Below are 26049 nucleotides of genomic sequence, written 5' to 3' on the forward strand. Positions count from 1 at the left end.
CTAGCAGTCAGAACTCAGGAATCGATAAAGCTCTCGGGAGTGGTAACGCCAGACATGCGCCTGATTCACGGGGACTATCGGCATTAATGCATTACAGACCAGCACTTCATCCGCATCGGACAGTGTGGTCACAGGTTCACTGACGATCTGTAGCACGAAATCAGCCTCTGCCAGCGAGGCGATGATATGCTGCCGGGCCACGCCATCCACACCAGACTGAGATACATCCGGCGTATAGACGTGATTACCTTTGCGCCAGAATAAATTAGCGGCACAGCATTCCACTAGCGCACCAGAGGTGTCAAGCACGAGGGTTTCATCGGCTGAAGTTTGGTCAAGATGCGCACGAATCAGCACTTGCTCAAGCCGATTCAGATGTTTTATCCCCGCCAACAGCGGGTTTTTAGCGAGTGCCACCGGGCTAAGATTCAGACTAATGCCCTGCTCACGCCAGTCGACATAGTGCGCTGGATAGCCTGCCTGCATGACAATTCGGGTTGGCTGCATACAGCCCTGAGGGCTATAACCACGCCCGCCAGCACCGCGCGTTAGCATCACTTTCACTACGCCGTCCGCCTGCCCCAATGCCGCCTGTTTCATTTCCGCAATCAGACTTTCCCAGTCAACCGTCGGAAATAACAAGCGTGTAGCAGCCTGTTGCAGACGCGTGATATGTCGATCAAGCCAGACAACCTCACCAGCGCTGATTCTGGCTGTCGTAAAACAGCCGTCGCCGTACTGCGTAGCCCGATCGAGCACCGAAAGCTGTTCCTGCAACTGGCCATTAATCCACAGCATAATAAGCTCCGCATCATTCATCATCGTCAGCTTGCCAGTAAAGTTGCATTGCAGACAAGCAGGTGTGTCTGATTTTATGCAGGCAAAAAAAAACCCGGAAACCGGGTTTTTTTAAGACGCTATTGCAATCAAATCTTACGGAAGATCAGAGAACCGTTGGTTCCACCGAAGCCGAAAGAGTTGCACAACACATATTCCATATTGCTGACCTGGCGCGCTTCGTGCGGCACAAAATCCAGATCGCAGCCTTCATCTGGGTTATCCAGATTAAGCGTTGGCGGAACGGCTTGATCGCGCAGAGCAAGAATACTGAAGATAGACTCCACCGCGCCTGCCGCACCGAGCAAGTGACCCGTCATCGATTTTGTCGAGCTCACCAGCACGCTGCTAGCATCCGCACCAAACACGGATTTCACCGCCTGTGTTTCAGCTTTATCCCCCGCAGGCGTAGAGGTGCCATGCGCGTTGATATAGCCGATCTGGCTCGTTGATACACCCGCATCACGCAGGGCGTTTTCCATCGCCAGTGCTGCACCCGAACCGTTCTCTGGCGGAGACGTCATATGATACGCATCGCTGCTCATGCCAAATCCAACAACTTCTGCATAGATTTTCGCACCGCGCTTTTTCGCGTGTTCATACTCTTCCAACACCATGATGCCAGCACCGTCACCTAGTACAAAACCATCACGATCTTTATCCCACGGACGGCTTGCCGCCTGAGGATCGTCATTGCGCGTAGACAACGCACGAGCAGCACCGAATCCACCAACGCCCAATGGCGTACTGGCTTTTTCTGCGCCGCCGGCCAACATCACATCCGCATCGTTGTAAGCAATGATGCGAGCTGCCTGACCAATATTATGCACGCCAGACGTACAGGCCGTAGCAATAGAGATACTCGGGCCACGCAGCCCGTACATGATAGTAAGATGCCCAGCCACCATATTGACGATGGTTGACGGCACGAAGAACGGACTGATTTTACGCGGACCGCCGTTCACCAGCGCTGTGTGGTTCTCTTCAATAAGACCCAGACCGCCGATGCCGGAACCAATCGCCGCACCGATACGCGGCGCGTTCTCTTCCGTTACTTCCAAACCGGAATCCTGCATGGCCTGAACGCCAGCAGCAACACCGTATTGAATAAAGGCATCCATTTTGCGAGCTTCTTTACGCGAAATGAATTCCTCAGAATTAAAATCCTTTACTAAGCCAGCAAAACGCGTTGCATAGGCACTAGTATCGAAATGGTCGATCAGGCTGATACCACTCTGACCGGCAAGAAGAGCACTCCAGGTAGACTCAACTGTATTGCCGACAGGAGATAACATGCCCAGTCCGGTCACAACTACTCGACGCTTAGACACGCTTATCCTCCAGGGAGGGAAAAAAAGACACTGCGGGACAAAAAAACTTAGGCGGTCGAATGACCGCCTAGATATGTTCGCTTACTGCTGGTTAGCCTGAATGAAATCAATGGCTGCCTGAACAGTCGTGATTTTTTCAGCTTCTTCGTCTGGAATCTCAGTATCAAATTCTTCTTCCAGAGCCATTACCAGCTCAACAGTGTCAAGAGAATCAGCGCCGAGGTCATCAACGAAAGAAGCATTGTTTACGACTTCTTCCTGCTTAACACCAAGCTGTTCAACGATGATTTTCTTAACGCGTTCTTCGATAGTGCTCATACTCTTAAATTTCCTATCAAAACTCGCTTTCGCGATGGTTTTCGTAGTGTATAAAATGTTTGAAAAGATGCAACAAAATCTCGGCTGGTCGAACCACGATTTTGTGCTATTTTGCGGTTATCACCGCAAATAATGCAAATAGTTTTCGAGCTTTTTAGATCATATACATGCCGCCATTGACATGCAATGTTTCGCCAGTAATGTAAGCAGCTTCATCAGAGGCTAAAAATACAACAGCACTGGCGATTTCTTTAGCATCACCGAGTCGGTTAGCTGGAACCTGCGTCAAAATGCCTGCTCGCTGTTCTTCTGTCAATGCCTGAGTCATATCTGTTTCGATAAATCCAGGCGCGACGACGTTAACCGTAATACCACGAGAAGCCACTTCACGCGCGAGGGATTTGCTGAACCCAATCAGCCCCGCCTTCGCTGCCGCGTAGTTAGCTTGTCCTGCATTACCCATCGTTCCCACAACAGAACCAATGGTAATGATACGGCCAAAACGTTTCTTCATCATGGCACGCATTACTGCTTTAGACAGACGGAATACCGACGTCAAATTGGTATCCAGAATATCGTGCCACTCATCATCTTTCATACGCATCAGAAGGTTATCACGCGTGATACCAGCGTTATTGATAAGAATATCAACTTCCCCGAATTCCGCGCGAATTTCTGCCAATACGCTTTCTACTGATGCTGCATCAGCAACATTCAGCATATAACCTTTACCGTTATCACCCAGCCAGCTGCTAATCGCCTCTGCACCTTTCTCGCTGGTTGCGGTACCAATGACTTTTGCCCCGCGGGCAACCAGCGTCTCGGCGATGGCACGCCCTATACCACGGCTTGCACCGGTAACCAGTGCAATTTTCCCCTCAAAACTCATTGTCTTCTCCGTTCTTATTTCTCAATCGCCGCTGATAGAGAAGCAGGATCGTTCACCGCAGCTGCTGTCAGGGTATCGACGATTCGTTTGGTTAAGCCAGTCAATACTTTACCTGGCCCGACTTCTAACAGTGACTCAACGCCCTGAGAGGCCATAAATTCAACACAGTCCGTCCAGCGCACTGGGCAATACAGCTGGCGTACCAGCGCATCGCGAATCGCTTCCGGTGTTGTTTCGATGCTTGCATCAACATTATTGACAACCGGGATGACCGGAGCATTAAACGCCACGGACTCCAGCGCAACCGCGAGTTTCTTCGCGGCTGGCTCCATCAGCGCACAGTGTGACGGGACGCTGACAGGCAGCGGCAGTGCACGCTTCGCACCCGCTGCTTTACACGCTGCACCAGCACGCTCAACGGCGTCTTTATTGCCCGCAATCACCACCTGACCCGGTGAGTTGAAGTTTACCGGAGAGACCACCTGCCCCTGCGCAGATTCTTCACACGCTTTGGCAATAGCGTCGTTATCAAGCCCGATAATGGCATACATCGCGCCCGTTCCTTCCGGTACCGCTTCCTGCATCAGCTTGCCACGCAGTTCAACCAAACGGACAGCCTGTTGGAAATCCAGAACGCCAGCACAAACCAGTGCGGAATATTCACCAAGGCTATGACCAGACATCAGAGCAGGCGTTTTTCCTCCCTGCTGCTGCCAGACACGCCAGATAGCAACAGAAGCGGTCAGTAACGCAGGCTGCGTCTGCCAGGTCTTATTCAACTCTTCAGCTGGCCCTTGCTGGGTGAGCTGCCATAAGTCATAACCTAACGCTTCAGAAGCCTGAGCAAACGTTTCAGTGACGATGGGGTGTTCTGCCGCAAGTTCAGCCAACATACCTACCGTCTGCGATCCCTGACCGGGAAACACCATTGCAAATTGCGTCATATCACAATCCTGTTTAATTAAAAACGAACCAGCGCGGAACCCCAGGTAAAACCGCCACCGAAGGCTTCAAGCAGCACCAGTTGCCCTGGTTTAATACGCCCATCGCGCACGGCTTCATCCAGCGCTGAAGGTACAGAGGCCGCGGAGGTATTACCATGACGATCCAGCGTCACAACCACCTTGTCCATCCCCATACCCAGCTTTTTCGCCGTGGCGCTGATGATTCGCAGGTTAGCCTGATGAGGCACCAGCCAGTCTAATTCACTTTTGTCCAGTTGAGCCGCTTGCAGCGTTTCCTCAACGATATGCGCCAGTTCAGTCACGGCCACTTTAAAGACTTCGTTACCCGCCATCGTCAGGTAAGCAGGTGTATCCGTATGGTTACGATCCTGATGCGGCAGCGCCAGCAGTTCGCCATAGCGACCATCGGCATGCAGATGAGTAGAAAGAATACCCGGCTGCTCTGATGGCGTTAACAGTACCGCGCCTGCGCCATCACCGAATAAAATCAGCGTGCCGCGATCTTCAGGATCCAATGTCCGAGACAGCGTATCGGAACCGATCACCAGTGCGTATTTCACCGCACCATTTTTAACGTATTGATCGGCAACGCTCAGTGCATAGGTAAAACCGGCACAGGCAGCGGCCAGATCGAAGGCAATTGTATCTTTGATCCCTAACAGCTGCTGAATCTGGCAGGCAGAACTCGGGAAAGCATGGCTCGATGATGTTGTCGCAACAATCAGAAGACCGACTTCAGAAGGATCGACATTTGCCATTTCCAGCGCTTTCTGCGCGGCACGGTATCCCATGGTCGCAACGTTTTCATCCGGCGCAGCAATTCGGCGCTCACGGATTCCAGTACGTGTGACGATCCATTCGTCCGTCGTTTCCACCATCTTTTCTAAATCAGCGTTCGTCCTGATTTGTTCAGGCAGGTAACTGCCCGTTCCGATTATTTTTGTATACATGTACGCTTAGTCACTCTTGGGTAATACCGCTTCTAGACGGGCGGCAATCCGGTCGGGAAGCTGCCGCCGTACCGTCTGCATTGCCTGTTCAATAGCAACCGCAAACGCTCTCTGGTTTGCTGCACCATGGCTTTTGATTACAGTTCCCCGCAATCCTAGCAGGCATGCGCCATTATATTGATCGGGGTTCAAATGGCCGAAACGCTTTGATAAGCGCTTTTGTAACAAACGTCCCAGCCATTTCAACCACCAGGACCGCTTTTGTTTTTGCCCTGGGCCTGAGGCTGGCGATTTCAGCAGTGACAGAAACATCCTTACCACGCCTTCCACCGTTTTCAGTGTGACATTACCCACAAAGCCGTCACAGACCATCACATCCGTTTTCCCGGTCAACAGGTCGTTGCCTTCCAGATAACCGATATAATTTATTGATGGTGCCTCTTTTAGCTGTGCCGCTGCTTCACGGATAGTGCTCAGCCCTTTGCTTTCTTCTTCACCAATATTCAACAACGCGACCCGAGGGTTCTTCAGTTCCAGCACTTCTTCCGCCATCACTGAACCCATCACGGCAAACTGAACCAGCATCGTGCTATCGCAATCAACATTCGCCCCCAGATCCAACACGACGGTCTTTCCGTGCTGCTGGTGTGGTAAGACCGATACCAATGCAGGCCGTTCAATACCGTCAAGTGGCTTAATCAGGAGCTTAGCCAGCCCCATAAGCGCACCCGTGTTGCCTGCGCTCACACAGGCTTGTGCCCTGCCGTCTTTAATCAACTCAAGCGCTATGCGCATTGAGGTACCACGGCTCGCACGAATAGCCTGCGACGGCCTCGCATCACTAGCAATAACCGACTCCGCCGGAACAACCTCTAAGCGGGAAAGTAAATCAGAATCGACTTTGGCAAGTAATGGTGTAATCGCAGCAGGATCGCCGACTAATAACAAATTGAGAGCTGGATTAGAAGCCAGTGCCTGCAATGCAGCAGGCACTGTTACGCAGGGACCAAAATCCCCGCCCATCGCATCTAACGCCAGAGTTAGGCGTGTCAAGGTATTGCCTTGCAAATAATTCGCAAGAATTACTTAGCAATGACCTTGCGACCGCGGTAGTAACCATCCGCAGTGATGTGGTGACGCAGGTGAGTTTCGCCAGAAACTTTATCTACGGATACAGAAGAGGTAGTCAGCGCATCGTGTGAACGACGCATACCACGTTTGGAACGGCTAGGTTTGTTTTGTTGTACGGCCATGGACCTTACTCCTTAATTACTTACGCTTTAAACTGGCTAATACGGCAAACGGATTTGGTTTTTCCGCCTCTTCAGGCAGTTGGCCAAACACCATGTCCGCTTCGGACACTTCACAGTGTTCAGAATCATGCACCGGGGCGATAGGCAACATCAGAATAATTTCATCTTCAATCATTGCCAGCAGATCGACTTCGCCAAACTCATCAACGCCGATCGGCTCATACGCTTCCGGTAACGCTTCGGCCTGCTCATCATTGACGACCGGGCTAAAACAGAATGTCGCATGGACTTGATGTTCAAACGGCTTTCCGCAACGTTGACACATCAGTGTGACCGTAACATCGGCGTTACCGTCAATCACTGCCAGACGCTGATTATCAATATTGAAAGATAAAGAGGCCTGAACATCACTATCCACACTCACCACTGATTCGGCTACACGCTCTACTTGTTCCGGCGAATAGACACCAACGTAATCTAAACGCTTCTGAGCAGTGCGGACCGCATCAAGGGTTAAGGGTAATTTTACCTTTTGCATAGGGCGCGCATATTAACGTCGTAACGACATAGAGTCAAAGAAAAAGGCAGTGATGCACCACCTTTCACCAATATTCGCTTCCAGAGCGGCGCACAGTTTAAAATGCCTTTCATCATTACGCTACGGTTTATCAAAAAATTATGCAGCAGATCGTTCTTGCCTCAACCTCACCGTATCGCCGGGCCTTATTGGAAAAGCTGGCGATCCCTTTTATTTGCGCGTCGCCAGACATCGATGAAACCCCGCACCCTGATGAAAACGCCGTCGATCTCGTGATCCGCCTTGCTGAAAGCAAAGCCCGAGCGTTGGCCACGTACTACCCCAACCACCTGATTATCGGCTCCGATCAGGTTTGCGTTCTGGGGAATGCCATCACGGGCAAACCCCATAATAAGGGTAATGCAACACGACAGTTACAGCAGGCCAGTGGGAAATGCGTTTCCTTTTTTACCGGTTTAGCGCTTTTCAATAGTGCGACTCAGGAAATACAGAGCATCGCAGAGCCATTTGATGTGCATTTTAGGACGCTAACGGAAAAGGAAATTGACGGCTATCTGGAGAAAGAGCAGCCGTGGAACTGCGCGGGCAGTTTCAAAAGCGAAGGACTGGGCATTGCCCTTTTTGAGCGATTATCCGGGCGCGATCCTAATACGCTCATTGGGTTGCCGCTGATCGCGCTGATTCGGATGCTACAAAAGGAAGGCGTTAATCCTTTGACAGCGTAATACAAATCGGGATAGCACGATGACGCGCTATCCCGACAGATAAAGGCGTACAGGGTGTACGCGTCGTTATGCTTTTGTCTTGCGCAGCGCCTGAAGACAGCGACGCAGTCCGCTATCCAATGGCGCTTCAATTCTCAACGTCTCGCCGGTATTTGGGTGCTCAAAACGCAGCGCCTGCGCATGCAGGAACAGACGTTTTAACCCGGTATCCGCCAGTTGTTCATCGAATTCGCGATCGCCGTAACGGTCGTCAAATGCTATCGGATGCCCAGCATACTGAGTATGCACACGAATTTGATGCGTACGTCCGGTGACAGGGCTCGCTCTCACCAGAGTCGCATGCTCAAAACGCTCTTCTACCTTAAAGCGCGTTTCCGACGGCTTGCCTTCGCTGTTAACTCGCACAACGCGCTCACCGCTTTGCAGAATGTTTTTCAACAGCGGCGCCTGAACAACCTTACAGTGGGACTGCCATTGTCCGCGAACCAACGCCAGGTAATCTTTTTGCATGCCTTTTAGCCGCAGCTGTTCATGCAGAGAACGCAAAGCCGAGCGTTTTTTTGCTACCAGCAAAACGCCTGACGTATCGCGATCGAGGCGGTGTACCAGCTCCAGAAAACGCGCTTCCGGGCGTAAAGCACGTAGCCCTTCAATCACGCCGAAGCTCAGACCGCTTCCGCCATGCACGGCGGTACCCGAGGGCTTATTCAGCACCAGCAGGTAGTCATCTTCGTAAATAATGCACTCGGCCAACGCCGCCACTTTACCAAGACTCGCAGAAACAGGCGTTTCATCACGTTCTGCCTGCCGAACAGGCGGAATACGAATGACATCGCCGTCGAGCAATTTATACTCAGGCTTGACCCGTTTCTTATTTATCCTTACCTCGCCTTTACGCAAGATACGGTAAACCATGCTTTTAGGCACACCCTTTAAGTGGGTATGCAAAAAGTTATCGACGCGCTGCCCCGCTTCATCTGCGGAGATCGTCACAAATTGTACTGAAGGATTATCTGTTTTCATGATGCGCGATTCTAAATAGAGCAACCCGATAGCGCCACTTCTTTTTCTGTGCTTAACTGTGTGTCTGACTTATGAAGATATTGTTGCACTATCGGGTAAGTAACGCGGGTAAGTGACGGGTGAATTGCGTTGTAGCATCAAACCCTGCCCGTTTTGGTGATCACGACAGAACTATCTTTATACAGACAGGCAAAGTCACCTTGCTATAACGGTATCAGCAGTGGAATAATGCTTTTGCGTTTCCCACGCGGATTTCCGATAAAACAAGGGGAAATTGCGAAATTATTAAATTTGCCTGATGACGCACACACGCAGCAATGGCGTAAGACGTAATGCGAAATCAAGCAGTTAGCGGGCTGCGGATTGCAGCTTGGCCGGCAAATGGAATCAGATCTGGCGACATTATTCAGAAGCTGTTCCCTCAGTAAATGCGCTGTTTTCCATCAGGAAACACAGGCTACCGAAACATGCGTCTCTATGCAGGCGACAACCGGGAGGTTGACGTCCCTGCGATAAGCCACGAGGCCATCGGTTCACTCCGGTCATGCGGTTCTTTTGTCCGCAGCTCTATCAATAATGCAAGTAAAAATAACGAGTAAGTTGAAGATGAAAAGAATGTTAATTAACGCAACTCAGCAGGAAGAGTTGCGTGTTGCCTTGGTTGATGGTCAACGGCTGTATGATTTGGATATCGAAAGTCCGGGTCATGAGCAGAAGAAAGCAAATATCTACAAAGGTAAAATCACTCGTATCGAACCCAGTCTTGAAGCGGCTTTTGTTGATTACGGCGCAGAAAGACATGGTTTCCTCCCTCTTAAAGAAATCGCCCGCGAATACTTCCCCAGCAACTATGCTTCCCATGGTCGTCCTAACATTAAAGACGTGTTACGTGAAGGTCAGGAAGTCATTGTTCAGGTAGACAAAGAAGAACGTGGCAACAAAGGCGCAGCGCTGACCACCTTTATCAGCCTGGCGGGTAGCTATCTGGTCTTAATGCCGAATAACCCGCGCGCCGGTGGAATTTCCCGCCGCATTGAAGGCGACGATCGCACCGAGCTCAAAGAAGCGCTGGGTTCGCTGCAACTGCCTGATGGCATGGGTCTCATTGTTCGCACTGCGGGTGTGGGCAAATCCGCAGAGGCCCTGCAATGGGATCTGGCTTTCCGTCTGAAACACTGGGACGCGATCAAAAAAGCCGCCGAAGGCCGCCCAGCACCGTTCCTGATCCATCAGGAAAGTAACGTAATTGTCCGCGCTTTCCGTGACTATCTGCGCCCGGACATTGGCGAAATTCTGATTGATAACCCCAAAATTCTCGACCTGGCGAAAGAACACATTTCTGCGCTGGGCCGTCCTGATTTCAGCAGCAAAATCAAACTGTACAGTGGTGAAATCCCGCTTTTCAGCCATTACCAGATTGAGTCGCAGATCGAATCGGCTTTCCAGCGCGAGGTTCGCCTGCCGTCCGGCGGTTCTATCGTTATCGATACCACTGAAGCGCTGACGGCAATTGATATCAACTCCGCTCGTGCAACGCGCGGTGGTGATATTGAAGAAACCGCATTTAACACCAACCTTGAAGCCGCAGACGAAATTGCTCGCCAATTGCGCCTGCGTGACCTCGGTGGCCTGATCGTTATCGACTTCATCGATATGACTCCGGTTCGTCACCAGCGTGAAGTGGAAAACCGCCTACGTGATTCCGTACGTCAGGATCGTGCACGTATTCAGATTGGCCGCATTTCCCGCTTCGGCCTGTTGGAAATGTCGCGTCAGCGCCTGAGTCCGTCACTGGGTGAATCCAGCCATCACGTCTGTCCACGCTGTAGCGGTACAGGGACGATTCGTGACAATGAATCACTTTCGCTGTCCATTCTTCGCCTGATTGAAGAAGAAGCACTGAAAGAAAATACCAAAGAAGTCCACGCGATTGTCCCAGTCCAGATTGCTTCTTATCTGCTGAACGAGAAGCGTGATGCCGTTAACGCCATTGAGAAACGTCAAGGCGGCGTGCGTGCGGTCATCGTGCCACACGACGGCATGCAAACACCGCACTACTCCGTTGTTCGCGTCCGTAAAGGCGAAGAAAAGCCAACGCTCAGCTATCTGCTGCCTCAGCGTTTGGAAACGGAAACACAGCAACAGCAAGACGAACAGACGATTGAGCGTAAACAGCCAGAACAACCTGCTTTAGCAACGTTTACCATGGCAGAAATGCCAGCGGAAACCGCACCGTCGGTAACCAAAGCAGCGCCTGCTGCAGCGAAACCAGCGGAAGTCGCTCAACCAGGCCTCATCAGCCGTTTCTTCAGCGCCTTAAAAAGCGCCTTTGCTTCTGAACCTGCGGTAAAAGCAGCGGATAGCGTTGACGAGAAGAAGGCCGAAGAAGAGAAATCTGCTGAAGGCCAGCGTTCTGAGCGTCGTAATTCACGCCGTCAGGGTAATAATCGCCGCGATCGTGGTTCTCGTGACAATCGTGACAATCGTGACAATCGTGAACAGCGTGATGAGCAGCGCCGTAATAAGCGACAGAACGAGGAAGTGGTTGCAGAAAACGCGGAGAAAACCAGTTCAGAAGAACAGCCGCGCCGTGAACCACGTGCTGAGCGCCAGCGTCGTCGTCAGGACGAACGCCGTCAGGCTTCTAATGAGGCAAAAGTTCAGCCAGCGGTTGATGATTCCGATGACAACGCAGCCGAGCAGGATAAACCGGTTCAGGTTATGCCGCGTCGCCAACGCCGCCAACTGACGCAGAAAGTACGCGTTCAGTCCGACGCTCAGCCGGATACCCTCTCCGATAGCACAGCACCTGCCGCTGTTCCATCTGAGCAGGTTCAATCTTACGTCAAGCCAAACGATGCTGCGGTAGACAATAACGAGATCGATAACGAACCAAACGACGCGAATCGTGCCAACGCCGAGAATGGCGGTATGCCACGTCGTTCACGTCGCTCGCCGCGTCATCTGCGCGTCAGCGGTCAACGTCGTCGTCGCTATCGTGATGAGCGTTACCCGTCTCAGTCTCCGATGCAGTTGGAATTTGCCGCCGCATCACCGGAAATGGCATCAGGAAAAGTGTGGGTCAGCTATCCTCTTGCACAGACACAGCTGGCTGAAGGTCAACCGCAGGGCGAAAACGTTGCAGCGATTGAAACACCGCTGTTACCTGCCGTCGTTGAAGCCACAGTGGCGACACAGGCCGATACAGCGGAATCCAACGCAGTGGAAAACGTGGCGATTGCTGAAGCCGTCACTCAGGAAGACGCTGTTGTAACCGCGACAGCACAATCTGCCGACGTGATTCAGGATAGCAATGTCGCAAATGTCGAGGTAAGTGCTACAGGCGAAGAAACCGTCGTCGAGCCCGTTACCGAGAACACTGCTATCGACGATGCTATCGCTGCGGTTGCCGTAAGTGCCGTTGAGGAAGCAAAGGTTGCTGATACTGCTCTGACTGCGGAAGACACACAGATCGTTGAACCTGTTGCAACTGAAAGCACAGTAGCTGAAGCTGTAGTGACTGAAACTGTCGTGGCTGACGATGTCGCTACGGAAGCAGTTGCAGAAAACAAACAGGCAGATAGCATCGCTGATGCAACCGAGAAAGCAGATGTGGCAGAACCTGTTTCTACTCCGGCGGTTTCCGCAGTCCAGGAAACCAGCGCGCCACAGCGCGCTCAGGATGAACCGGTTAACGCAACCAGCGCGCAGCTGATTGTGGAAGAACCTGTATCGAGTGTAACAAAAGCAGCCACCGTTGCTGAGCAGCCTCGCTATAAGTTCCATGCAACAGCGCCAATGACTAAAGCACCGGCGCCGGCATACCACGCGGAACCTGCCCGACACAGTGATTGGGTTCGTCCTGCCTATCCGTTCTCTGGAAAAGGTTCGGCAGGCGGTCATGCGGCAGTTAACCAGTCAACTGCGCCAGCAACCAAACCTACACCAGTCAGCGAGTAATTCTGACATCTATAGACAAACACCCGCAATTGGCGGGTGTTTTTTTATGCACAAACTATTGTTAGCCTAAAAAATGCAATAGCTTGATATCTACGCTGTCCGTTTTGCCATCCAGTTCAGCAAGCAGGTTCTTGAAGTGATCGCTCTGCTCATGTGATGTCAAAGCCTCTCGATCTTTCCAACGCTCGAAGAACACAAACGAACCGGCTTTATCTACGACTTCATGCAGATCGTACTGCACATTACCCGCTTCCTGTCGGCTAGGCGCCACCACGCGCTTTAGCGTTGCGGTAACGTCTGCAATGAACTCTGCTTTTGCCTGAATAGTGGCGACAATACGAATTTCCATATACATCCCTTATTTATCAATGAAAATATTTACTCTAAATAATTCGAGTTTCAGGCAGGCGGCAAGAGAAGGAATCCCGATGAGCTTACTCAAGTAAGTGATTCGGGTGACTAAACGTTGCCAACGCACATGCAACTTGAAGTATGACGAGTATAATGCTATCAGATGCCAATCGACGGCTAATTTCAAGCATTCATCAACAAACGGATGCATTCGAATGGCTTTACGCTTATCCTTATCCCCCGCCGTATCAGTCCCAAAACCAACCGAAAGACGATGTTTTTCTACTGACCGCCGGAGCGCAATTCCATGACCGCACAGCCCACAATTCTTAAAATCCGTCGCCCTGACGATTGGCACATTCACCTGCGTGACGATCGGATGCTGGAAACCGTTCTCCCCTATACCAGCCGTTTCTTTGGCCGTGCGATTGTTATGCCTAACCTGACGCCGCCGATTACTACCGTGGCCAGCGCTATCGCGTATCGCCAACGTATTTTAGCCGCGGTTCCGCAGGGTGATGACTTTCACCCGCTGATGACGTGCTACCTGACCGATGCGCTTGATGCCAATGAAATCGTGAGTGGTTTTGAGCAAGGCGTCTTTACTGCTGCCAAATTATACCCGGCCAACGCCACAACGAATTCCAGCCATGGGGTTACCAGCGTCGCCAATATCTCCGGCATTCTGGAGAAAATGCAAAAAATGGGTATGCCGTTACTCATCCACGGTGAAGTTACCGACTCTGCCGTGGATATTTTCGATCGGGAAGCGCGCTTCATCGAAACGGTACTGGAACCATTGCGCCAACAATTCCCTGAACTGAAGGTTGTCCTTGAGCACATTACGACGAAAGAAGCCGCGCAGTACGTTGTTGAAGGTAACGATTATCTCGCTGCAACCATTACACCGCAGCACCTGATGTTTAACCGCAATCATATGCTGGTTGGCGGCGTTCGCCCTCACCTGTATTGTCTACCTATCTTAAAACGTAATACGCATCAGCAGGCGCTACGCGAAGCCGTAGCCAGCGGCTGTGACCGCCTTTTCCTCGGTACTGACTCCGCTCCTCACGCAAAACACAGGAAAGAATCCAGCTGTGGCTGCGCTGGCGTGTTTAATGCCCAGGCGGCATTAAGTACCTACGCCACCGTTTTTGAAGAAATGAACGCGCTTGATAAACTCGAAGCATTCTGCTCCCTGAACGGCCCACGTTTTTATGGTCTGCCGGTGAACGACAGTTGGATTGAGCTTTACCGTGAAACGGTCACGTTCCCGGAAGAAATCTCTCTCGGCGACGAGTCGCTAATCCCCTTCCTGGCTGGACAAAGCCTTAACTGGTCAGTCCGTTAATCGACAAGCCCATCCGCATTATGCCGATGGGCTAAATTTTATTGCGCGTCTTGTTCTCCACTTGCAATAACTGTATAAATAAACAGTTTAAAATTTGGAGGTCACCATGCGCGTAGAAATCACTCTTGCAAAGACAACGCCTTTACCCGCCGGTGCGATTGAAGCACTCAGGCATGAGCTGGAAAAGCGTATTCACAAAATTTACCCCGATACGCCCATTCAGGTTCGTTATGCATCCGCAAATAACCTGACGGTCATGGGTGCAGGCAAAGATGACAAAGATCGTATCTCTGAAATCTTGCAGGAAACGTGGGAAAGCGCCGACGACTGGTTTACGGCAGAGTAATCTAAAGCTTGAAAGATAACGAAGATATAGGCTGTAATGGCAGTTTGAAGCGGCATTTCGCCATGTGCTATGACCGAGGGTATCTGTTATGACGGTAGAAAAACCAGAAGAGGCAATGACATTCGGGGAACTGCTGGAGCTGATTGGCGAGCAACAACGCAAAATCGATGCTCTGGAACTCGCCTTTTCGTCTCTGGCATTCTGCCTCGATGAGAAAGCAAACACACTGATGGTTCATAACCTGACGCTCGAATCTCAAAATGAAAATCGAGATCCCGCGATGAAAAAATACCTTGCCCGACTTGCTGCCGCATTGGAGAAAAATGCGGGATCTGGTGTGGAATAATGTCCTGCTGCTCCTGCTAACCACACCTTCGGGATGAAAGCCAATTCGTCCCGATATTTTATCTGACGCATCGCTTACCCCTTTCTCCATACCGTCTGTGTAATATTTTTTACGAAAAACTGAAAATATTTCCCATAAATTAAATAAGCAGCAGTATACTGATAATGCTCATTTAAAAATAATGAGCCACCTGAAGCCTCGTTAGTCACTCATGTTAGTAACTAGTCAATAAGGGGTATTTATGGATAGAAAAAATGAAGTTATTCAGACACATCCTCTTGTAGGTTGGGACATCAGCACCGTTGACAGTTATGACGCCATGATGATCCGTTTGCACTACTTATCCACCTCGGACCAAGCACCAGATGAAGCACATGTAGACCGGACGCTTTGGCTAACGACCGATGTTGCACGGCAGTTGATACACATACTCGAAGCCGGTATTGCAAAAATCGAATCAACAGATTGTGACGTCAGTGATTATCGGAAACATTAGTAATTGATAACGTTATTAATATTATATTCAATACCCATCATTTTTGCTTAAAATAACAACACCGCCAATAAGGCGGTGTTGTTATTTTAGGGTTATTCTCATTTCTTTTATATCCATCAATAAATTAATTCCTGCTCGCCAGCCTTTATACTAATAATCACCTGCTGCATCATTATTCAACTAATAGAGTCTCTTTGTAGCATGAATCATTTATTTCTCTGCCATCTTTATTCATTCTCACCTGAAGACAGGTATCAGAAATAGCTATTTCTATTAAAGAACTTCCATAACCAAACTGAATAAATTATGAATTTAAATTCAAAAAAACTGCTCATGTTTATGATAATGTTACAATTTGAAAGTTTATATTGATTTTATGTTTCTTCCTGTTAAATTTTCGCCGGATTGACATGTTACCGATCTGATAAGGAGCTATCACCATGCTTTGGCGTAATACCTCTTCTCGTTATGGCCATATCAGCATTCTTTTGCACTGGATTGCAGCGTTAACCGTTTATGGCATGTTCGCTTTAGGCCTATGGATGGTCACATTAGGCTACTACAATATTTGGTACCACCGTGCCCCAGAAATCCATAAGGCGATTGGCGTACTATTCTTCGCTATCTTAATTTTTCGCGTGGTGTGGCGGTTTATTTCCCCCCCTCCTCCACCATTAAAAAGCTACTCCACATTGACCCGCGTCAGCGCGACGCTGGCTCATATTGCGCTTTATGTCATTCTTTTCGCCATTCTTATTAGTGGATATCTCATTTCCACTGCCGAAGGGCATTCCATCTCAGTTTTTGGCTGGTTTTCTATTCCGGCCATTGTCAGCGGCTTGACGGATCAGGCCGATATAGCAGGCGACGTGCATCTTTATCTTGCATGGGCGGTGGTTGCCTTATCAGCGCTGCACGGTTTAGCCGCATTAAAACACCACTTTATAGATGGTGATAACACGTTGAAACGGATGTTGGGTCGCAACGTTCCTTAACTTTCTGGATTTATGGAGAAATACCAATGCTGAAGAAAACACTACTGAGCCTGACTGCAGTATCCATGCTTGCCTCTGCTGGTTCTGCACTGGCGGCAGAGTACAAGTTCGATAAAGAAGGCCAGCACGCGTTTATTGAATTCCGCATTAAACACCTCGGTTACAGCTGGCTTTACGGCAGCTTTAACGACTTCGATGGCGCCTTTACCTTTGATGAGAAAAACCCATCAGCAGATAAAGTAAATGTCACTATCAACACTAACAGCGTTGACACTAACCACGCTGAGCGTGACAAGCACCTACGCAGCGCAGAATTTTTAAACGTTACCAAGCATCCGCAGGCAACGTTTACCTCAACGGAAGTGAAGAAAGACGGCGAAGATTACGATATTACCGGCAACCTGACCTTAAACGGCGTCACCAAGCCTGTTAAGCTCGATGCCAAACTCATCGGTCAGGGCGATGACCCGTGGGGTAACTATCGTGCAGGGTTTCAAGCCGAAGGCACTATCAAGCTGAAAGACTTCAACATTACGACCGATTTAGGTCCAGCTTCGCAGGATGTAGAACTGATTATTGCCGTTGAAGGCGTTCGCCAGAAGTAAGGCGACACCACGCATTAACAGCAAAAGCCCTTTCCTTTGGAAAGGGCTTTTTATATTACGCGATTAGCCGCTAATTATTCAGCCTTGTCTTTCGCGACAGGAGCCGGAATGTGCAGCGTTGACTGCAATAATCCTTTGGATTTATTGAAGATTTTCATTCCATTTTCACGTCCGCTGCGTATCGCTCTTTGCTCCTCCAGCGGCAGCTTCGTTTCATCCTGACACTGCGTGCTACAGCAGCCTTCGTATTTTGCAGCGCAGGAAGGACACTGGATAAACAGAAGATGGCACCCTTCATTACGGCAGTTAGTGTGGCTATCACACGACGCCCCGCACTGATGGCAATGCGCAATGACGTCATCAGAAATGCGCTCTCCCATTCGTTCGTCAAACACGAAATTCTTGCCGATAAACTTCAGCGGTAGTCCCTGAGCTTTAGCCTGGCGCGTATATTCAATAATACCGCCCTCTACGTGATACACGTTCTTAAAGCCGTGGTGCAACATGTAGGCGCTGGCCTTCTCGCAGCGAATACCGCCCGTGCAGTACATGACAATATTTTTGTCGCGCGCCTCATCCAGCATTTCAACCGCCATCGGCAACTGCTCACGAAACGTATCCGACGGCACTTCCAGTGCGTTCTCGAAATGCCCGACTTCATATTCGTAATGGTTACGCATATCGACGAACACGGTGTCAGGATCGTCAGCCATCGCATTAACCTGATCGGCTTTCAGGTATTGTCCGACATTCGCTGGGTTAAATGTTGGATCGTCAATCCCATCAGCGACAATCCGTTCACGTACTTTCATACGCAATACCCAGAATGATTTCCCGTCATCTTCCAGAGCGATATTTAAGCGAATCTGATCGAGCGCCGGGTGCGCACTGAACAATACCGCCTTAAAGGCCTCGAACTGATTATTGGGCACGCTGATTTGGGCGTTAATCCCCTCAGTCGCAATGTAAATACGACCGAAGACCTGACATTGCTCAAGCTGAATATACAGACTATCGCGAAAGGCTTTTGGATCGTCAATGGTGAAATATTTATAGAAGGAAACTGTGGTACGCGGCTCGGTTTCCGCAAGCATACGCGCCTTCAGTTCCTCATTAGAAATCCGGTTATGTAACACTGGCATGGTGTACGTTCCTGTCTTCATTGAGGTTAGCGTGTGACGTTCATCATCGAGCCATAGCCCGACACATTGAATCGCCCGGCATCATACCTGATAGCGTTGAGGCTGTCAGGGCATGAAATGAATAGCGCGACGACAAAGAGTGATCTACCGTAAACCAATGACCTCTGGGATTCATTTTCGCTTTCATGAAGTATCATCATCGAAGGATTTGTCATTATGAGTCAGCTTTTCTCCCCCGTATCTCTTGGTAAACTCGAACTGCCTAACCGAATCATCATTGCCCCTATGTGTCAGTATTCGGCTGAGGACGGCAAGGCGACAGCCTGGCATATCATGCATTTAGGCAACCTGTCACATTCCGGAGCAGGATTACTCATTATCGAGGCTACCGCGGTTTCTCCAGAAGGCCGGATTTCCCCACACGACCTTGGCTTGTGGGATGATGTGACAGAACAGGCCCTTGCTGGCGCGGTTAACGCGGTCAAAACCTATTCTGCCATGCCTCTCGGCATACAATTAGGGCACGCCGGTCGTAAAGCCTCAACGGGTGTTCCGTGGAGCGGACGAGCATTTTTGCGCCCGGAACAGGGAGGCTGGCAGACTATTGCACCATCAGCGATCCCTTATAATGACAGCGATGCTGTGCCGCTGGCGATGTCAGAACAACACATCCGCGCGTTAATTGATTCATTCGTTTCGTCTGCTAAACGTGCGGATCGTCTGGGCTTTGACCTGATAGAAATTCATGCTGCTCACGGCTATTTGCTGCATCAGTTCCTTTCACCGCTGACAAATCAGCGCACAGATAACTACGGAGGTTCACTTCAGAACCGGATGCGTCTGGTCGTTGAGATTTACCGCGCAATACGCGAGGTTTTCCCTGCGCATAAAGCCGTTGGCGTACGCATTTCTGCGACAGATGGCGTTGAGGGCGGTTGGGATCTGGAGCAGTCTGTACAGCTTAGTCAAGCGCTGCACGAATTAGGCTGTGATTTCATCCACGTATCCAGTGGCGGACTGTCGCCGTTGCAACAAATCCACCCTGCGCCTAATTATCAGGTACCGTATGCGCAGCGGATTAAACAAGAGGTTGGCATCACCACCATCGCCGTTGGGCTGATAACCGAGCCGGAACAGGCAGAAGCGATCGTCGCAACCGGTGAGGCAGACGCTATCGGGCTGGCTCGCGCCATCCTTTTCGATCCCCGTTGGCCATGGCATGCGGCCGCCAGGCTGGGCGCGCAGGTATCCGCCCCCGCACAGTACTGGCGTAGTGAACCACGCTACGCCAGAGGCATCTTCAAACAATAGCGGTGTAAATACGCTGTGTCAGGCGGTCCTATCTGGGTCGCCACTTCCCTACCTCGCCACGCGTCATGCCACCAAAGGTCAAAACTCATTCTTTGAAAATGATAGGATCAAGGCTGTTTTTTGCATAAAAATCAGTCAATAACGCGGCGGTAATTTGTGTTATTGGCAAAGCGCCGTAATAATCTATCTTGCAGTTAACCATTAACTCGTTTTTTTAACGGTTCGCGTGCTGACCAGCACCAAAATATTGATACTGAGGCCATGACACAAATCCCTTCTTTTAATCGTTCATTGCTACATCCGCGCTACTGGCTCACCTGGTTGGGCATCGGCATCCTTTACCTCATCGTTTTGCTTCCCTATCCCGTTCTGTATCGTATCGGTACCGCACTTGGTCATTTGGCTCTGCGTCTATTGCCAAAGCGCGTCAACGTTGCCGCCCGTAACCTCGAACTGTGCTTCCCCGAGATGTCGCAGGCTGAGCGTGATGCATTAGTCAGGAAAAATTTTGAATCTGTCGGCATGGGCGTAATTGAAACCGGTATGGCCTGGTTTTGGCCAGACTGGCGTATCGAACGCTGGTTTACGGTGACTGGCCTTGAACATATTCGCCCTGTGCCGGAAAAGCAGCAAGGCGTGCTGCTCATTGGTCTGCATTTCCTGACGCTGGAATTGGGTGCTCGCATCTTTGGCATACACAATCCAGGGATCGGGGTGTACCGCCCGAATGATAACAAGCTGATTGACTGGTTACAGACGTGGGGAAGGATGCGGTCCAATAAATCCATGCTGGATCGTAAAGATCTCAAAGGGATGATTCGCGCACTCAAACAGGGAGAGATCATCTGGTATGCACCCGATCACGATTACGGCCCACAAAGCAGCGTATTCGCCCCTCTGTTTGCCGTAGAGAAAGCGGCAACAACCCGCGGTAGCTATATGTTGATAAAGACCGCGCGCCCTGCCGTCGTTCCTTTTGTTCCACGTCGTCTGCCTGACGGAAAAGGCTATGAACTGCTGATCCAACCTGCAGAACAGGGTGCACCTGTAGATAACGAAACCGCAACAGCCGTTTGGATGAACACCGTCGTTGAACAGAATATTCTGCTCGCACGGGATCAATATATGTGGCTGCACCGCCGTTTCAAAACCCGCCCGGAAGGCGAACTGTCCCTTTATTAACGAACGCCTTTCAGTACCGGTTGCGCATTGCAGGAGCTGCGGCACCTTGTGACAGACGAAAAAAAAGCAACGGCGATTGATCGCCGTTGCTTTATCTTTCACGCCAACGCGACGTTAGCTTTTGATATGAGGTGCGGGAAGTTTCTGGTAAGACTCAACCCACGCAGCATACGCTTCCGGTTTTTGCCACACATGGTAATGCAAACGCGATATCGTCACAGGATCGCTAAGCAGTGCCAGACGCTGATTATTGCTCACCTCTTCCGGCTTGCGACTCAAGGCCTCACGCACATTCTTCTCACGCACGTCTTCAATCGCCCGACTGAAGCGATGGCGCGCCGTCGCCATTGCGCTGGCAAGGGCGTTAATTGACGGATCGAAGACGGCCTGCATAAACCCGCTATCCAACCTACGCTGATGGTTCAGTCGGCAATATTCGTCGGTCGCGACCAATTCACGCGGCGGATTAAACTCTTCCGGTATCATCAGCAACTTGGCACGTTTACAGCCCAGCCCCAATGACGCGCGGCTCGAGTAAACCGAAACAAACGGCGACAAAATCAGCGAGAAGACAATTGGAGCCAGCCACCACAGGAAGCGCAGATCCAACCATGCCATACCAATCGCCCAGACCAGCCCCAGAATCAACTGGGAGCCGTGGCGCACGAATGCTTCGCTCCACGGGGTTGCATCGTCGTCACGCTGCGGAGAATTCCACTGTACCGACCAGCCGAGAAACGCACTAACAACAAACACCGTGTGGAACAGCATACGAACCGGTGCCAGCAAGACCGAGAACAGCATTTCCAGCAGCAATGAAAGAAATACCCGGAAAGCACCGCCGTACTCTCTTGCGCCTTTCGCCCACACCAGAATTACGCTCAACAGTTTTGGCAAGAACAGCAAAACCAACGTCGTCGAGAACAGTGCGATAGCCAGTTCCGGCCGCCACTGTGGCCAGACGGGGAACAGCTGCCGGGGCTGCAGGAAGTACTGGGGCTCCATAAGCGTATGCACAACCTGCAACGCCGTAGAGAGCATCAGGAACATAAACCACAGCGGTGCCGACAGATAAGACATTACGCCGGTAAGGAAAACAGCGCGGTGAACCGGATGCATACCTTTGACCAGGAACAACCGGAAGTTCATCAGGTTACCATGGCACCAGCGGCGGTCACGTTTCAGCTCATCCAGCAGGTTAGGCGGCAGCTCTTCATAACTTCCCGGCAGATCGTAGGCGATCCACACCCCCCATCCTGCGCGACGCATCAGCGCCGCTTCGACGAAGTCGTGAGAAAGAATCGCACCAGCAAACGACCCTTCACCCGGCAGCGGTGCCAAAGCACAGTGCTCGATGAACGGTTTCACGCGGATAATCGCGTTATGTCCCCAGTAATGTGATTCACCCAGTTGCCAGAAGTGCAGGCCAGCGGTGAACAGCGGGCCGTAAACACGCGTCGCAAACTGCTGGCAGCGTGCATATAGCGTATCCATACCTGACGCTTTCGGTGACGACTGGATGATACCGGCGTTCGGGTTCGCTTCCATCAGCCTGACCAGAGACGTCAAGCATTCACCGCTCATGACGCTATCGGCATCCAGAATGACCATGTAGCTGTACTGGTTGCCCCAGCGGCGGCAGAAGTCATCGATATTGCCGCTTTTACGTTTAACGCGGCGACGGCGACGGCGATAGAAAATACGCCCTGCTCCGCCGACATCACGGCACAGCTCCATCCAGGCTTTTTGCTCTGCCACGCAGATATCGGGATCGTTACTGTCGCTCAGAACGTAAATATCAAAATGCTCAAGATTGCCCGTCGCTTCAACTGATTCATACGTCGCACGCAGTCCCGCAAACACGCGTTCTACGTCTTCGTTACAAATCGGCATGATTAACGCCGTGCGATGTTCTGGATTCAGCGGTTCATTACCCACCGTCGTGGAAGAGATGCTGTATTTATCTCGACCAATCAGCAGTTGCAGGAACCCCATCAGTGCGGTCCAGAACCCAGCCGATACCCAGCAGAACAGCACGGCAAACAGAACCAGTATGCCGCTTTGCAACACATAAGGAAGCAGCTGCATTAGCGAGCGCGTCCACGGTTGCCCTGCCATTTCAAACGGATTGATGAGCGCCCATCCCTGATAAGGCAGGATGGTTTTCATGTACCAGGTTGCGATCGCCGTCTGAAACAGCGTTAACGCCAGCAGAATATAGCGGCGGATTGTCCCCACCAGACGCCAGCGGTTTTCGGAAATTTTCTCTTCCGGGCTGTAATGAGGGCGAGGCGGCACAGTACGGCCCAACAGACTTTCCCACCAACGAACCAATGGATTCGTCCGCCAGACGTCCGGGAACATAGAAGCGCGAGTAATAACGGGCATCGCTTTTAATGCCGTCCGCCCTTCTCTGTCAGTGCCGAGTTGCTTACCGTTATCCAGGCCATCTTCCCAGGCCATTTCAAGACGTGCCTGCACGGAATGCAGCGCAGCATCGTCTTCGGCCTGAACATTAACCTGATGACCTTCAGACTGGCTATTTTCAGATAAGGTCTGATGCAAAACGGCCTGATCGTTCCAGGCCGCTTGCGGTAATTTTTCGCGAAGAACCTCTGCCTGCTCGGCAGGCAGAGGTAGTTTCTCAATATAATCGAGAGAAGAAGTTGACTTATTCATTAGCAGGCAGCTGATTGCTCCAGGTTTCAGTCAATGTCGTCTCGCCATTAACCAATGCAGCTCTCATTTCAGTCGGCTGTTTCGCATCTTTCACACGCAAACGCAGCGTCAGACGCCAGCCATGAGTTACTGGGTTATAGCGAACATTATTTTCTACAATCTCGCCGTTATCACCAATGCTGACCTGAGAGGCCACCGGAGTGCTCTCATCCAGCTCTTTTAAATTCGGTCCAACAAAATCCACAATATACGCGATCGTGCCGTCAGGCTGGCGGATCAGGTTAGATTGTTTAACATCACCGGCAGAACGGCGAGTCTGTTGAACATAGGCAATGTTCGGGGAATGCAGTTGATCTTCGTCGCGCGTGAAGTGCAGACGATATTTAATATCCAGCGGTTTGCCCGTTTCTGGCAACACATCAGGCGTCCAGAAAGCAACGATGTTGTCGTTGGTTTCATCCGCGGTAGGGATTTCAACCAGCTCGACTTTTCCTTTACCCCACTCGCCTTTCGGTTCAACCCAGCCGCTTGGGCGCAGATCGTAACGATCGTCGAGATCTTCATAAGCAGTAAAATCACGGCCGCGTTGCAGCAGACCAAACCCTTTCGGATTTTCTATCGCGTAAGTGCTCACGGACAGGTGCTTAGGATTATTCAGCGGACGCCAAATCCATTCGCCATTACCGGCATGAATTGACAGACCGTTAGAGTCATTCAGTGCTGGACGGTAGTTCAGCGTCGGCGACGGCTGGTTCGGCCCGAACAGATACATACTGGTCAGCGGAGCGATACCCAACTTGCCCACTTTATCGCGCAGGAAGACTTTAGCCTGAACGTCTACGACGCTGTCACGCCCTGGGTAAACGGTAAACCGATAAGCTCCTGCGGCACGTGGAGAATCCAACAGTGCATAAATCACCAGGTGTTTATCATTTGGTTTTGGACGTTCAATCCAGAACTCACGGAAACGTGGGAACTCTTCACCAGAAGGCAACGCTGTATCGATCGCCAAACCACGCGCAGATAAGCCATAAATCTGGCCTTTACCTACCACACGGAAATAGCTGGCACCCAGCATACTGACAATTTCATCGTTCTTATCGGCTTTATTGATCGGATAGAGAACTTTAAAACCGGCAAAGCCGAGATTTTTAACCGTTTCAGGATCGTGGTTGACGGAACCAAAATCAAAATACTCAGAAGAGTATTTAATCTCATCAACCGTTGTCGCCGTCACTTCATTAATTTTCACCGGGGTATCGAAATACATGCCCTGATGGTAAAACTGGAGTTTGAAAGGCGTCTGTACATTATTCCAGTATGATTTGTCGTTATTGAAACGAATTTGCTGGTAGTCCGCAAATTTCATATCACGGAATTGCGCAGGAAGATTACTTTTCGGCGCTTCAAAACCTTTTCCAGCCAGCTTTTCAGCCTGCTGCGCCACATCATCAATAGAGAATGCCCACGCTGGCACTGCACTTACAGACAGCATAACGGCGGCGGACAGCCAGCGAAGGCTAGCAACCCGCTGTTTAAACCCAAATTTATTATCCAGCACAGCTCCCCCTGTTCGTGTGCTTCAATCAACTAAAATCCATATTAATGGATAAGTTAGCTTTCCGACAACTTGATAAAGATATTGTTCATCATAATAGGTCAGCGTTTAAACAACGAGAACGCTAAAGCATGATAAACCGGGTGGTAAAAGTGGAAAACAGCCACGGACTATAGCGAATATCGACCGATGCGTGCGTAGGATTATTCCGTTTACGCCCGTGCAATTTTCTGGCTCGCCACCGATCAGCACAGGAATGAATATTGGCATCGGTTCGCATGTTGCCTGAGGTCTATCGGTATAAACATTTGTGTAACAATGCAGGGACAAGTAAAGTACACTCCCTGACTGAACCCGGTATTGTTGAATTAAGACTGCTATGCTTTTGTCCGCGCTACGACGGCGAAGTTTCCCAGCCTGGGTCGGCATCTTCGCTATTTTGACCATCTTCATTGCTCCAGTGATTTCACAAACACTGGTGCTTCACGAGCGTGAGCATCGCTTTCATGAACATGGACACCATGAAGATGAGCGCCATGACAATAGTGCAACAGCGCACACCAGCCACAGCGGCAACCTAGCGGAGCAACCGCATACCGGACACGCGATGTCCGGGCACCACGCAACGCCATCACACCATTCTCCTTCATCGCCGTCGATGATGATGGATCATGCCGCTTGCGGTTACTGTGTACTCTTTTCGTATACGCCAGCGCTATTCGCAGCAGGATCTCCCAACCCCATACTGACCGCGTCTTTATCTGAAGCGCTGGTTATTCATTTTATCTCCCGTATTGTCCTTCCCGAACGTTACGCTTCCCCAGTGGTGCGCGCCCCACCTTTCTGAATCATGCATCATCATGCCATGTGCATTTATCACGCATCGCGCTATACCCTT

General features: G+C 50.7%; 25 protein-coding genes. 11 read left to right on the forward strand and 14 right to left on the reverse strand.

Going from position 1 to position 26049, the window contains the following annotated elements; translation table 11 throughout:
• The 9 genes from pabC to yceD form a co-directional block, all read right to left on the reverse strand.
• Complete coding sequence (pabC, locus tag WCT94_RS07035; protein ID WP_336868777.1) at positions 1 to 798, reverse strand: aminodeoxychorismate lyase; 798 nt, start codon at positions 796 to 798, stop codon at positions 1 to 3.
• Between the two features lie 128 nt (positions 799 to 926).
• Entirely contained in the window at positions 927 to 2168 is a 1242-nt protein-coding gene (gene fabF, locus WCT94_RS07040) for a beta-ketoacyl-ACP synthase II (protein WP_336868778.1), read from the reverse strand.
• Between the two features lie 81 nt (positions 2169 to 2249).
• Complete coding sequence (acpP, locus tag WCT94_RS07045; protein ID WP_005970506.1) at positions 2250 to 2486, reverse strand: acyl carrier protein; 237 nt, start codon at positions 2484 to 2486, stop codon at positions 2250 to 2252.
• A 154-nt stretch (positions 2487 to 2640) separates the two neighbouring features.
• Positions 2641 to 3375 carry a 3-oxoacyl-ACP reductase FabG gene (gene fabG, locus WCT94_RS07050; RefSeq protein WP_336868780.1) on the reverse strand — a complete coding sequence of 245 codons (735 nt, stop codon included), beginning with the start codon at positions 3373 to 3375 and terminating at the stop codon, positions 2641 to 2643.
• A 14-nt stretch (positions 3376 to 3389) separates the two neighbouring features.
• Positions 3390 to 4319 (reverse strand): ACP S-malonyltransferase, encoded by a 930-nt coding sequence (gene fabD, locus WCT94_RS07055; RefSeq protein WP_336868781.1) that lies wholly within the window; start codon positions 4317 to 4319, stop codon positions 3390 to 3392.
• A 17-nt stretch (positions 4320 to 4336) separates the two neighbouring features.
• Complete coding sequence (locus WCT94_RS07060; RefSeq protein WP_336868782.1) at positions 4337 to 5290, reverse strand: beta-ketoacyl-ACP synthase III; 954 nt, start codon at positions 5288 to 5290, stop codon at positions 4337 to 4339.
• Positions 5291 to 5296: 6 nt separating this feature from the next.
• On the reverse strand, positions 5297 to 6343 hold the full coding sequence (plsX, locus tag WCT94_RS07065; protein WP_336868784.1) for a phosphate acyltransferase PlsX: 1047 nt from the start codon (positions 6341 to 6343) through the stop codon (positions 5297 to 5299).
• Positions 6344 to 6372: 29 nt separating this feature from the next.
• The gene (gene rpmF, locus WCT94_RS07070) at positions 6373 to 6543 is read right to left on the reverse strand and encodes a 50S ribosomal protein L32 (RefSeq protein WP_011093369.1); all 171 of its coding nucleotides are present in this window, start codon (positions 6541 to 6543) and stop codon (positions 6373 to 6375) included.
• A 16-nt stretch (positions 6544 to 6559) separates the two neighbouring features.
• Positions 6560 to 7081, reverse strand: coding sequence for a 23S rRNA accumulation protein YceD (yceD, locus tag WCT94_RS07075; RefSeq protein WP_263057603.1), 522 nt, complete (start codon positions 7079 to 7081; stop codon positions 6560 to 6562).
• Positions 7082 to 7221: 140 nt separating this feature from the next.
• Here yceD and WCT94_RS07080 point away from each other — a divergent pair, with 140 nt between their 5' ends.
• Complete coding sequence (locus WCT94_RS07080; protein WP_336868787.1) at positions 7222 to 7806, forward strand: Maf family protein; 585 nt, start codon at positions 7222 to 7224, stop codon at positions 7804 to 7806.
• A 66-nt stretch (positions 7807 to 7872) separates the two neighbouring features.
• Here WCT94_RS07080 and rluC read toward each other — a convergent pair whose 3' ends face one another.
• Positions 7873 to 8829: a 23S rRNA pseudouridine(955/2504/2580) synthase RluC gene (gene rluC / locus WCT94_RS07085; RefSeq protein WP_336868788.1), complete on the reverse strand. Its 957-nt coding sequence runs from the start codon at positions 8827 to 8829 to the stop codon at positions 7873 to 7875.
• A 606-nt stretch (positions 8830 to 9435) separates the two neighbouring features.
• Here rluC and rne point away from each other — a divergent pair.
• Positions 9436 to 12789 carry a ribonuclease E gene (gene rne / locus WCT94_RS07090; RefSeq protein ID WP_336868789.1) on the forward strand — a complete coding sequence of 1118 codons (3354 nt, stop codon included), beginning with the start codon at positions 9436 to 9438 and terminating at the stop codon, positions 12787 to 12789.
• A gap of 61 nt (positions 12790 to 12850) precedes the next feature.
• On the opposite strand, the gene WCT94_RS07095 is transcribed toward rne, so the two are convergent.
• A complete protein-coding gene (locus WCT94_RS07095) occupies positions 12851 to 13138 on the reverse strand; it encodes a putative quinol monooxygenase (RefSeq protein WP_336868790.1) in 288 nt (95 codons plus the stop codon).
• 309 nt (positions 13139 to 13447) lie between these two features.
• Here WCT94_RS07095 and pyrC point away from each other — a divergent pair, with 309 nt between their 5' ends.
• The 6 genes from pyrC (at position 13448) to WCT94_RS07125 (ending at position 17279) form a co-directional block, all read left to right on the forward strand.
• Complete coding sequence (pyrC, locus tag WCT94_RS07100) at positions 13448 to 14491, forward strand: dihydroorotase (protein ID WP_336868792.1); 1044 nt, start codon at positions 13448 to 13450, stop codon at positions 14489 to 14491.
• A gap of 106 nt (positions 14492 to 14597) precedes the next feature.
• The gene (gene dinI / locus WCT94_RS07105) at positions 14598 to 14837 is read left to right on the forward strand and encodes a DNA damage-inducible protein I (RefSeq protein WP_263057608.1); all 240 of its coding nucleotides are present in this window, start codon (positions 14598 to 14600) and stop codon (positions 14835 to 14837) included.
• A gap of 88 nt (positions 14838 to 14925) precedes the next feature.
• A complete protein-coding gene (locus WCT94_RS07110; protein ID WP_336868793.1) occupies positions 14926 to 15183 on the forward strand; it encodes a hypothetical protein in 258 nt (85 codons plus the stop codon).
• Positions 15184 to 15424: 241 nt separating this feature from the next.
• On the forward strand, positions 15425 to 15679 hold the full coding sequence (gene bssS / locus WCT94_RS07115) for a biofilm formation regulator BssS (RefSeq protein WP_005970542.1): 255 nt from the start codon (positions 15425 to 15427) through the stop codon (positions 15677 to 15679).
• Positions 15680 to 16119: 440 nt separating this feature from the next.
• The gene (locus tag WCT94_RS07120) at positions 16120 to 16674 is read left to right on the forward strand and encodes a cytochrome b (RefSeq protein ID WP_039471531.1); all 555 of its coding nucleotides are present in this window, start codon (positions 16120 to 16122) and stop codon (positions 16672 to 16674) included.
• 29 nt (positions 16675 to 16703) lie between these two features.
• Positions 16704 to 17279: a YceI family protein gene (locus WCT94_RS07125; RefSeq protein WP_161503050.1), complete on the forward strand. Its 576-nt coding sequence runs from the start codon at positions 16704 to 16706 to the stop codon at positions 17277 to 17279.
• A gap of 74 nt (positions 17280 to 17353) precedes the next feature.
• On the opposite strand, the gene trhO is transcribed toward WCT94_RS07125, so the two are convergent.
• On the reverse strand, positions 17354 to 18421 hold the full coding sequence (gene trhO / locus WCT94_RS07130; RefSeq protein ID WP_336868794.1) for an oxygen-dependent tRNA uridine(34) hydroxylase TrhO: 1068 nt from the start codon (positions 18419 to 18421) through the stop codon (positions 17354 to 17356).
• A gap of 216 nt (positions 18422 to 18637) precedes the next feature.
• Between trhO and WCT94_RS07135 the strand changes: the two genes are divergently transcribed.
• Positions 18638 to 19732, forward strand: coding sequence for an NADH:flavin oxidoreductase/NADH oxidase (locus WCT94_RS07135; RefSeq protein ID WP_336868796.1), 1095 nt, complete (start codon positions 18638 to 18640; stop codon positions 19730 to 19732).
• 261 nt (positions 19733 to 19993) lie between these two features.
• Positions 19994 to 20914 carry a Kdo(2)-lipid IV(A) acyltransferase gene (locus tag WCT94_RS07140; RefSeq protein ID WP_336868798.1) on the forward strand — a complete coding sequence of 307 codons (921 nt, stop codon included), beginning with the start codon at positions 19994 to 19996 and terminating at the stop codon, positions 20912 to 20914.
• Positions 20915 to 21028: 114 nt separating this feature from the next.
• On the opposite strand, the gene mdoH is transcribed toward WCT94_RS07140, so the two are convergent.
• Together mdoH and WCT94_RS07150 are read right to left on the reverse strand one after the other, a co-directional pair.
• Entirely contained in the window at positions 21029 to 23593 is a 2565-nt protein-coding gene (mdoH, locus tag WCT94_RS07145) for a glucans biosynthesis glucosyltransferase MdoH (RefSeq protein ID WP_336868799.1), read from the reverse strand.
• Positions 23586 to 25088, reverse strand: a complete 1503-nt coding sequence (locus tag WCT94_RS07150) for a glucan biosynthesis protein G (RefSeq protein ID WP_336868864.1) — start codon at positions 25086 to 25088, stop codon at positions 23586 to 23588. The genes mdoH and WCT94_RS07150 overlap by 8 nt, the downstream gene beginning before the upstream one ends.
• A 442-nt stretch (positions 25089 to 25530) precedes the next feature.
• Between WCT94_RS07150 and WCT94_RS07155 the strand changes: the two genes are divergently transcribed.
• A complete protein-coding gene (locus WCT94_RS07155; RefSeq protein WP_336868801.1) occupies positions 25531 to 25998 on the forward strand; it encodes a DUF2946 domain-containing protein in 468 nt (155 codons plus the stop codon).
• Positions 25999 to 26049: the final 51 nt, after the last annotated feature.

This window comes from Pectobacterium sp. 1950-15 (assembly GCF_037136835.1).
GTDB lineage: Bacteria > Pseudomonadota > Gammaproteobacteria > Enterobacterales > Enterobacteriaceae > Pectobacterium.

Bases quoted from the DNA above. Each gene is read 5' to 3' on its own strand.
- rpmF (WP_011093369.1), bottom strand. From the start codon at position 6,543: ATGGCCGTACAACAAAACAAACCTAGCCGTTCCAAACGTGGTATGCGT.
- acpP (WP_005970506.1), bottom strand. From the start codon at position 2,486: ATGAGCACTATCGAAGAACGCGTTAAGAAAATCATCGTTGAACAGCTT.
- rluC (WP_336868788.1), bottom strand. From the start codon at position 8,829: ATGAAAACAGATAATCCTTCAGTACAATTTGTGACGATCTCCGCAGAT.
- WCT94_RS07060 (WP_336868782.1), bottom strand. From the start codon at position 5,290: ATGTATACAAAAATAATCGGAACGGGCAGTTACCTGCCTGAACAAATC.
- WCT94_RS07120 (WP_039471531.1), top strand. From the start codon at position 16,120: ATGCTTTGGCGTAATACCTCTTCTCGTTATGGCCATATCAGCATTCTT.
- dinI (WP_263057608.1), top strand. From the start codon at position 14,598: ATGCGCGTAGAAATCACTCTTGCAAAGACAACGCCTTTACCCGCCGGT.
- bssS (WP_005970542.1), top strand. From the start codon at position 15,425: ATGGATAGAAAAAATGAAGTTATTCAGACACATCCTCTTGTAGGTTGG.
- pabC (WP_336868777.1), bottom strand. From the start codon at position 798: ATGCTGTGGATTAATGGCCAGTTGCAGGAACAGCTTTCGGTGCTCGAT.
- rne (WP_336868789.1), top strand. From the start codon at position 9,436: ATGAAAAGAATGTTAATTAACGCAACTCAGCAGGAAGAGTTGCGTGTT.
- fabD (WP_336868781.1), bottom strand. From the start codon at position 4,319: ATGACGCAATTTGCAATGGTGTTTCCCGGTCAGGGATCGCAGACGGTA.
- fabG (WP_336868780.1), bottom strand. From the start codon at position 3,375: ATGAGTTTTGAGGGGAAAATTGCACTGGTTACCGGTGCAAGCCGTGGT.
- WCT94_RS07095 (WP_336868790.1), bottom strand. From the start codon at position 13,138: ATGGAAATTCGTATTGTCGCCACTATTCAGGCAAAAGCAGAGTTCATT.
- WCT94_RS07155 (WP_336868801.1), top strand. From the start codon at position 25,531: ATGCTTTTGTCCGCGCTACGACGGCGAAGTTTCCCAGCCTGGGTCGGC.
- pyrC (WP_336868792.1), top strand. From the start codon at position 13,448: ATGACCGCACAGCCCACAATTCTTAAAATCCGTCGCCCTGACGATTGG.
- WCT94_RS07150 (WP_336868864.1), bottom strand. From the start codon at position 25,088: ATGCTGTCTGTAAGTGCAGTGCCAGCGTGGGCATTCTCTATTGATGAT.
- mdoH (WP_336868799.1), bottom strand. From the start codon at position 23,593: ATGAATAAGTCAACTTCTTCTCTCGATTATATTGAGAAACTACCTCTG.
- trhO (WP_336868794.1), bottom strand. From the start codon at position 18,421: ATGCCAGTGTTACATAACCGGATTTCTAATGAGGAACTGAAGGCGCGT.
- WCT94_RS07140 (WP_336868798.1), top strand. From the start codon at position 19,994: ATGACACAAATCCCTTCTTTTAATCGTTCATTGCTACATCCGCGCTAC.
- WCT94_RS07080 (WP_336868787.1), top strand. From the start codon at position 7,222: ATGCAGCAGATCGTTCTTGCCTCAACCTCACCGTATCGCCGGGCCTTA.
- WCT94_RS07135 (WP_336868796.1), top strand. From the start codon at position 18,638: ATGAGTCAGCTTTTCTCCCCCGTATCTCTTGGTAAACTCGAACTGCCT.
- yceD (WP_263057603.1), bottom strand. From the start codon at position 7,081: ATGCAAAAGGTAAAATTACCCTTAACCCTTGATGCGGTCCGCACTGCT.
- WCT94_RS07110 (WP_336868793.1), top strand. From the start codon at position 14,926: ATGACGGTAGAAAAACCAGAAGAGGCAATGACATTCGGGGAACTGCTG.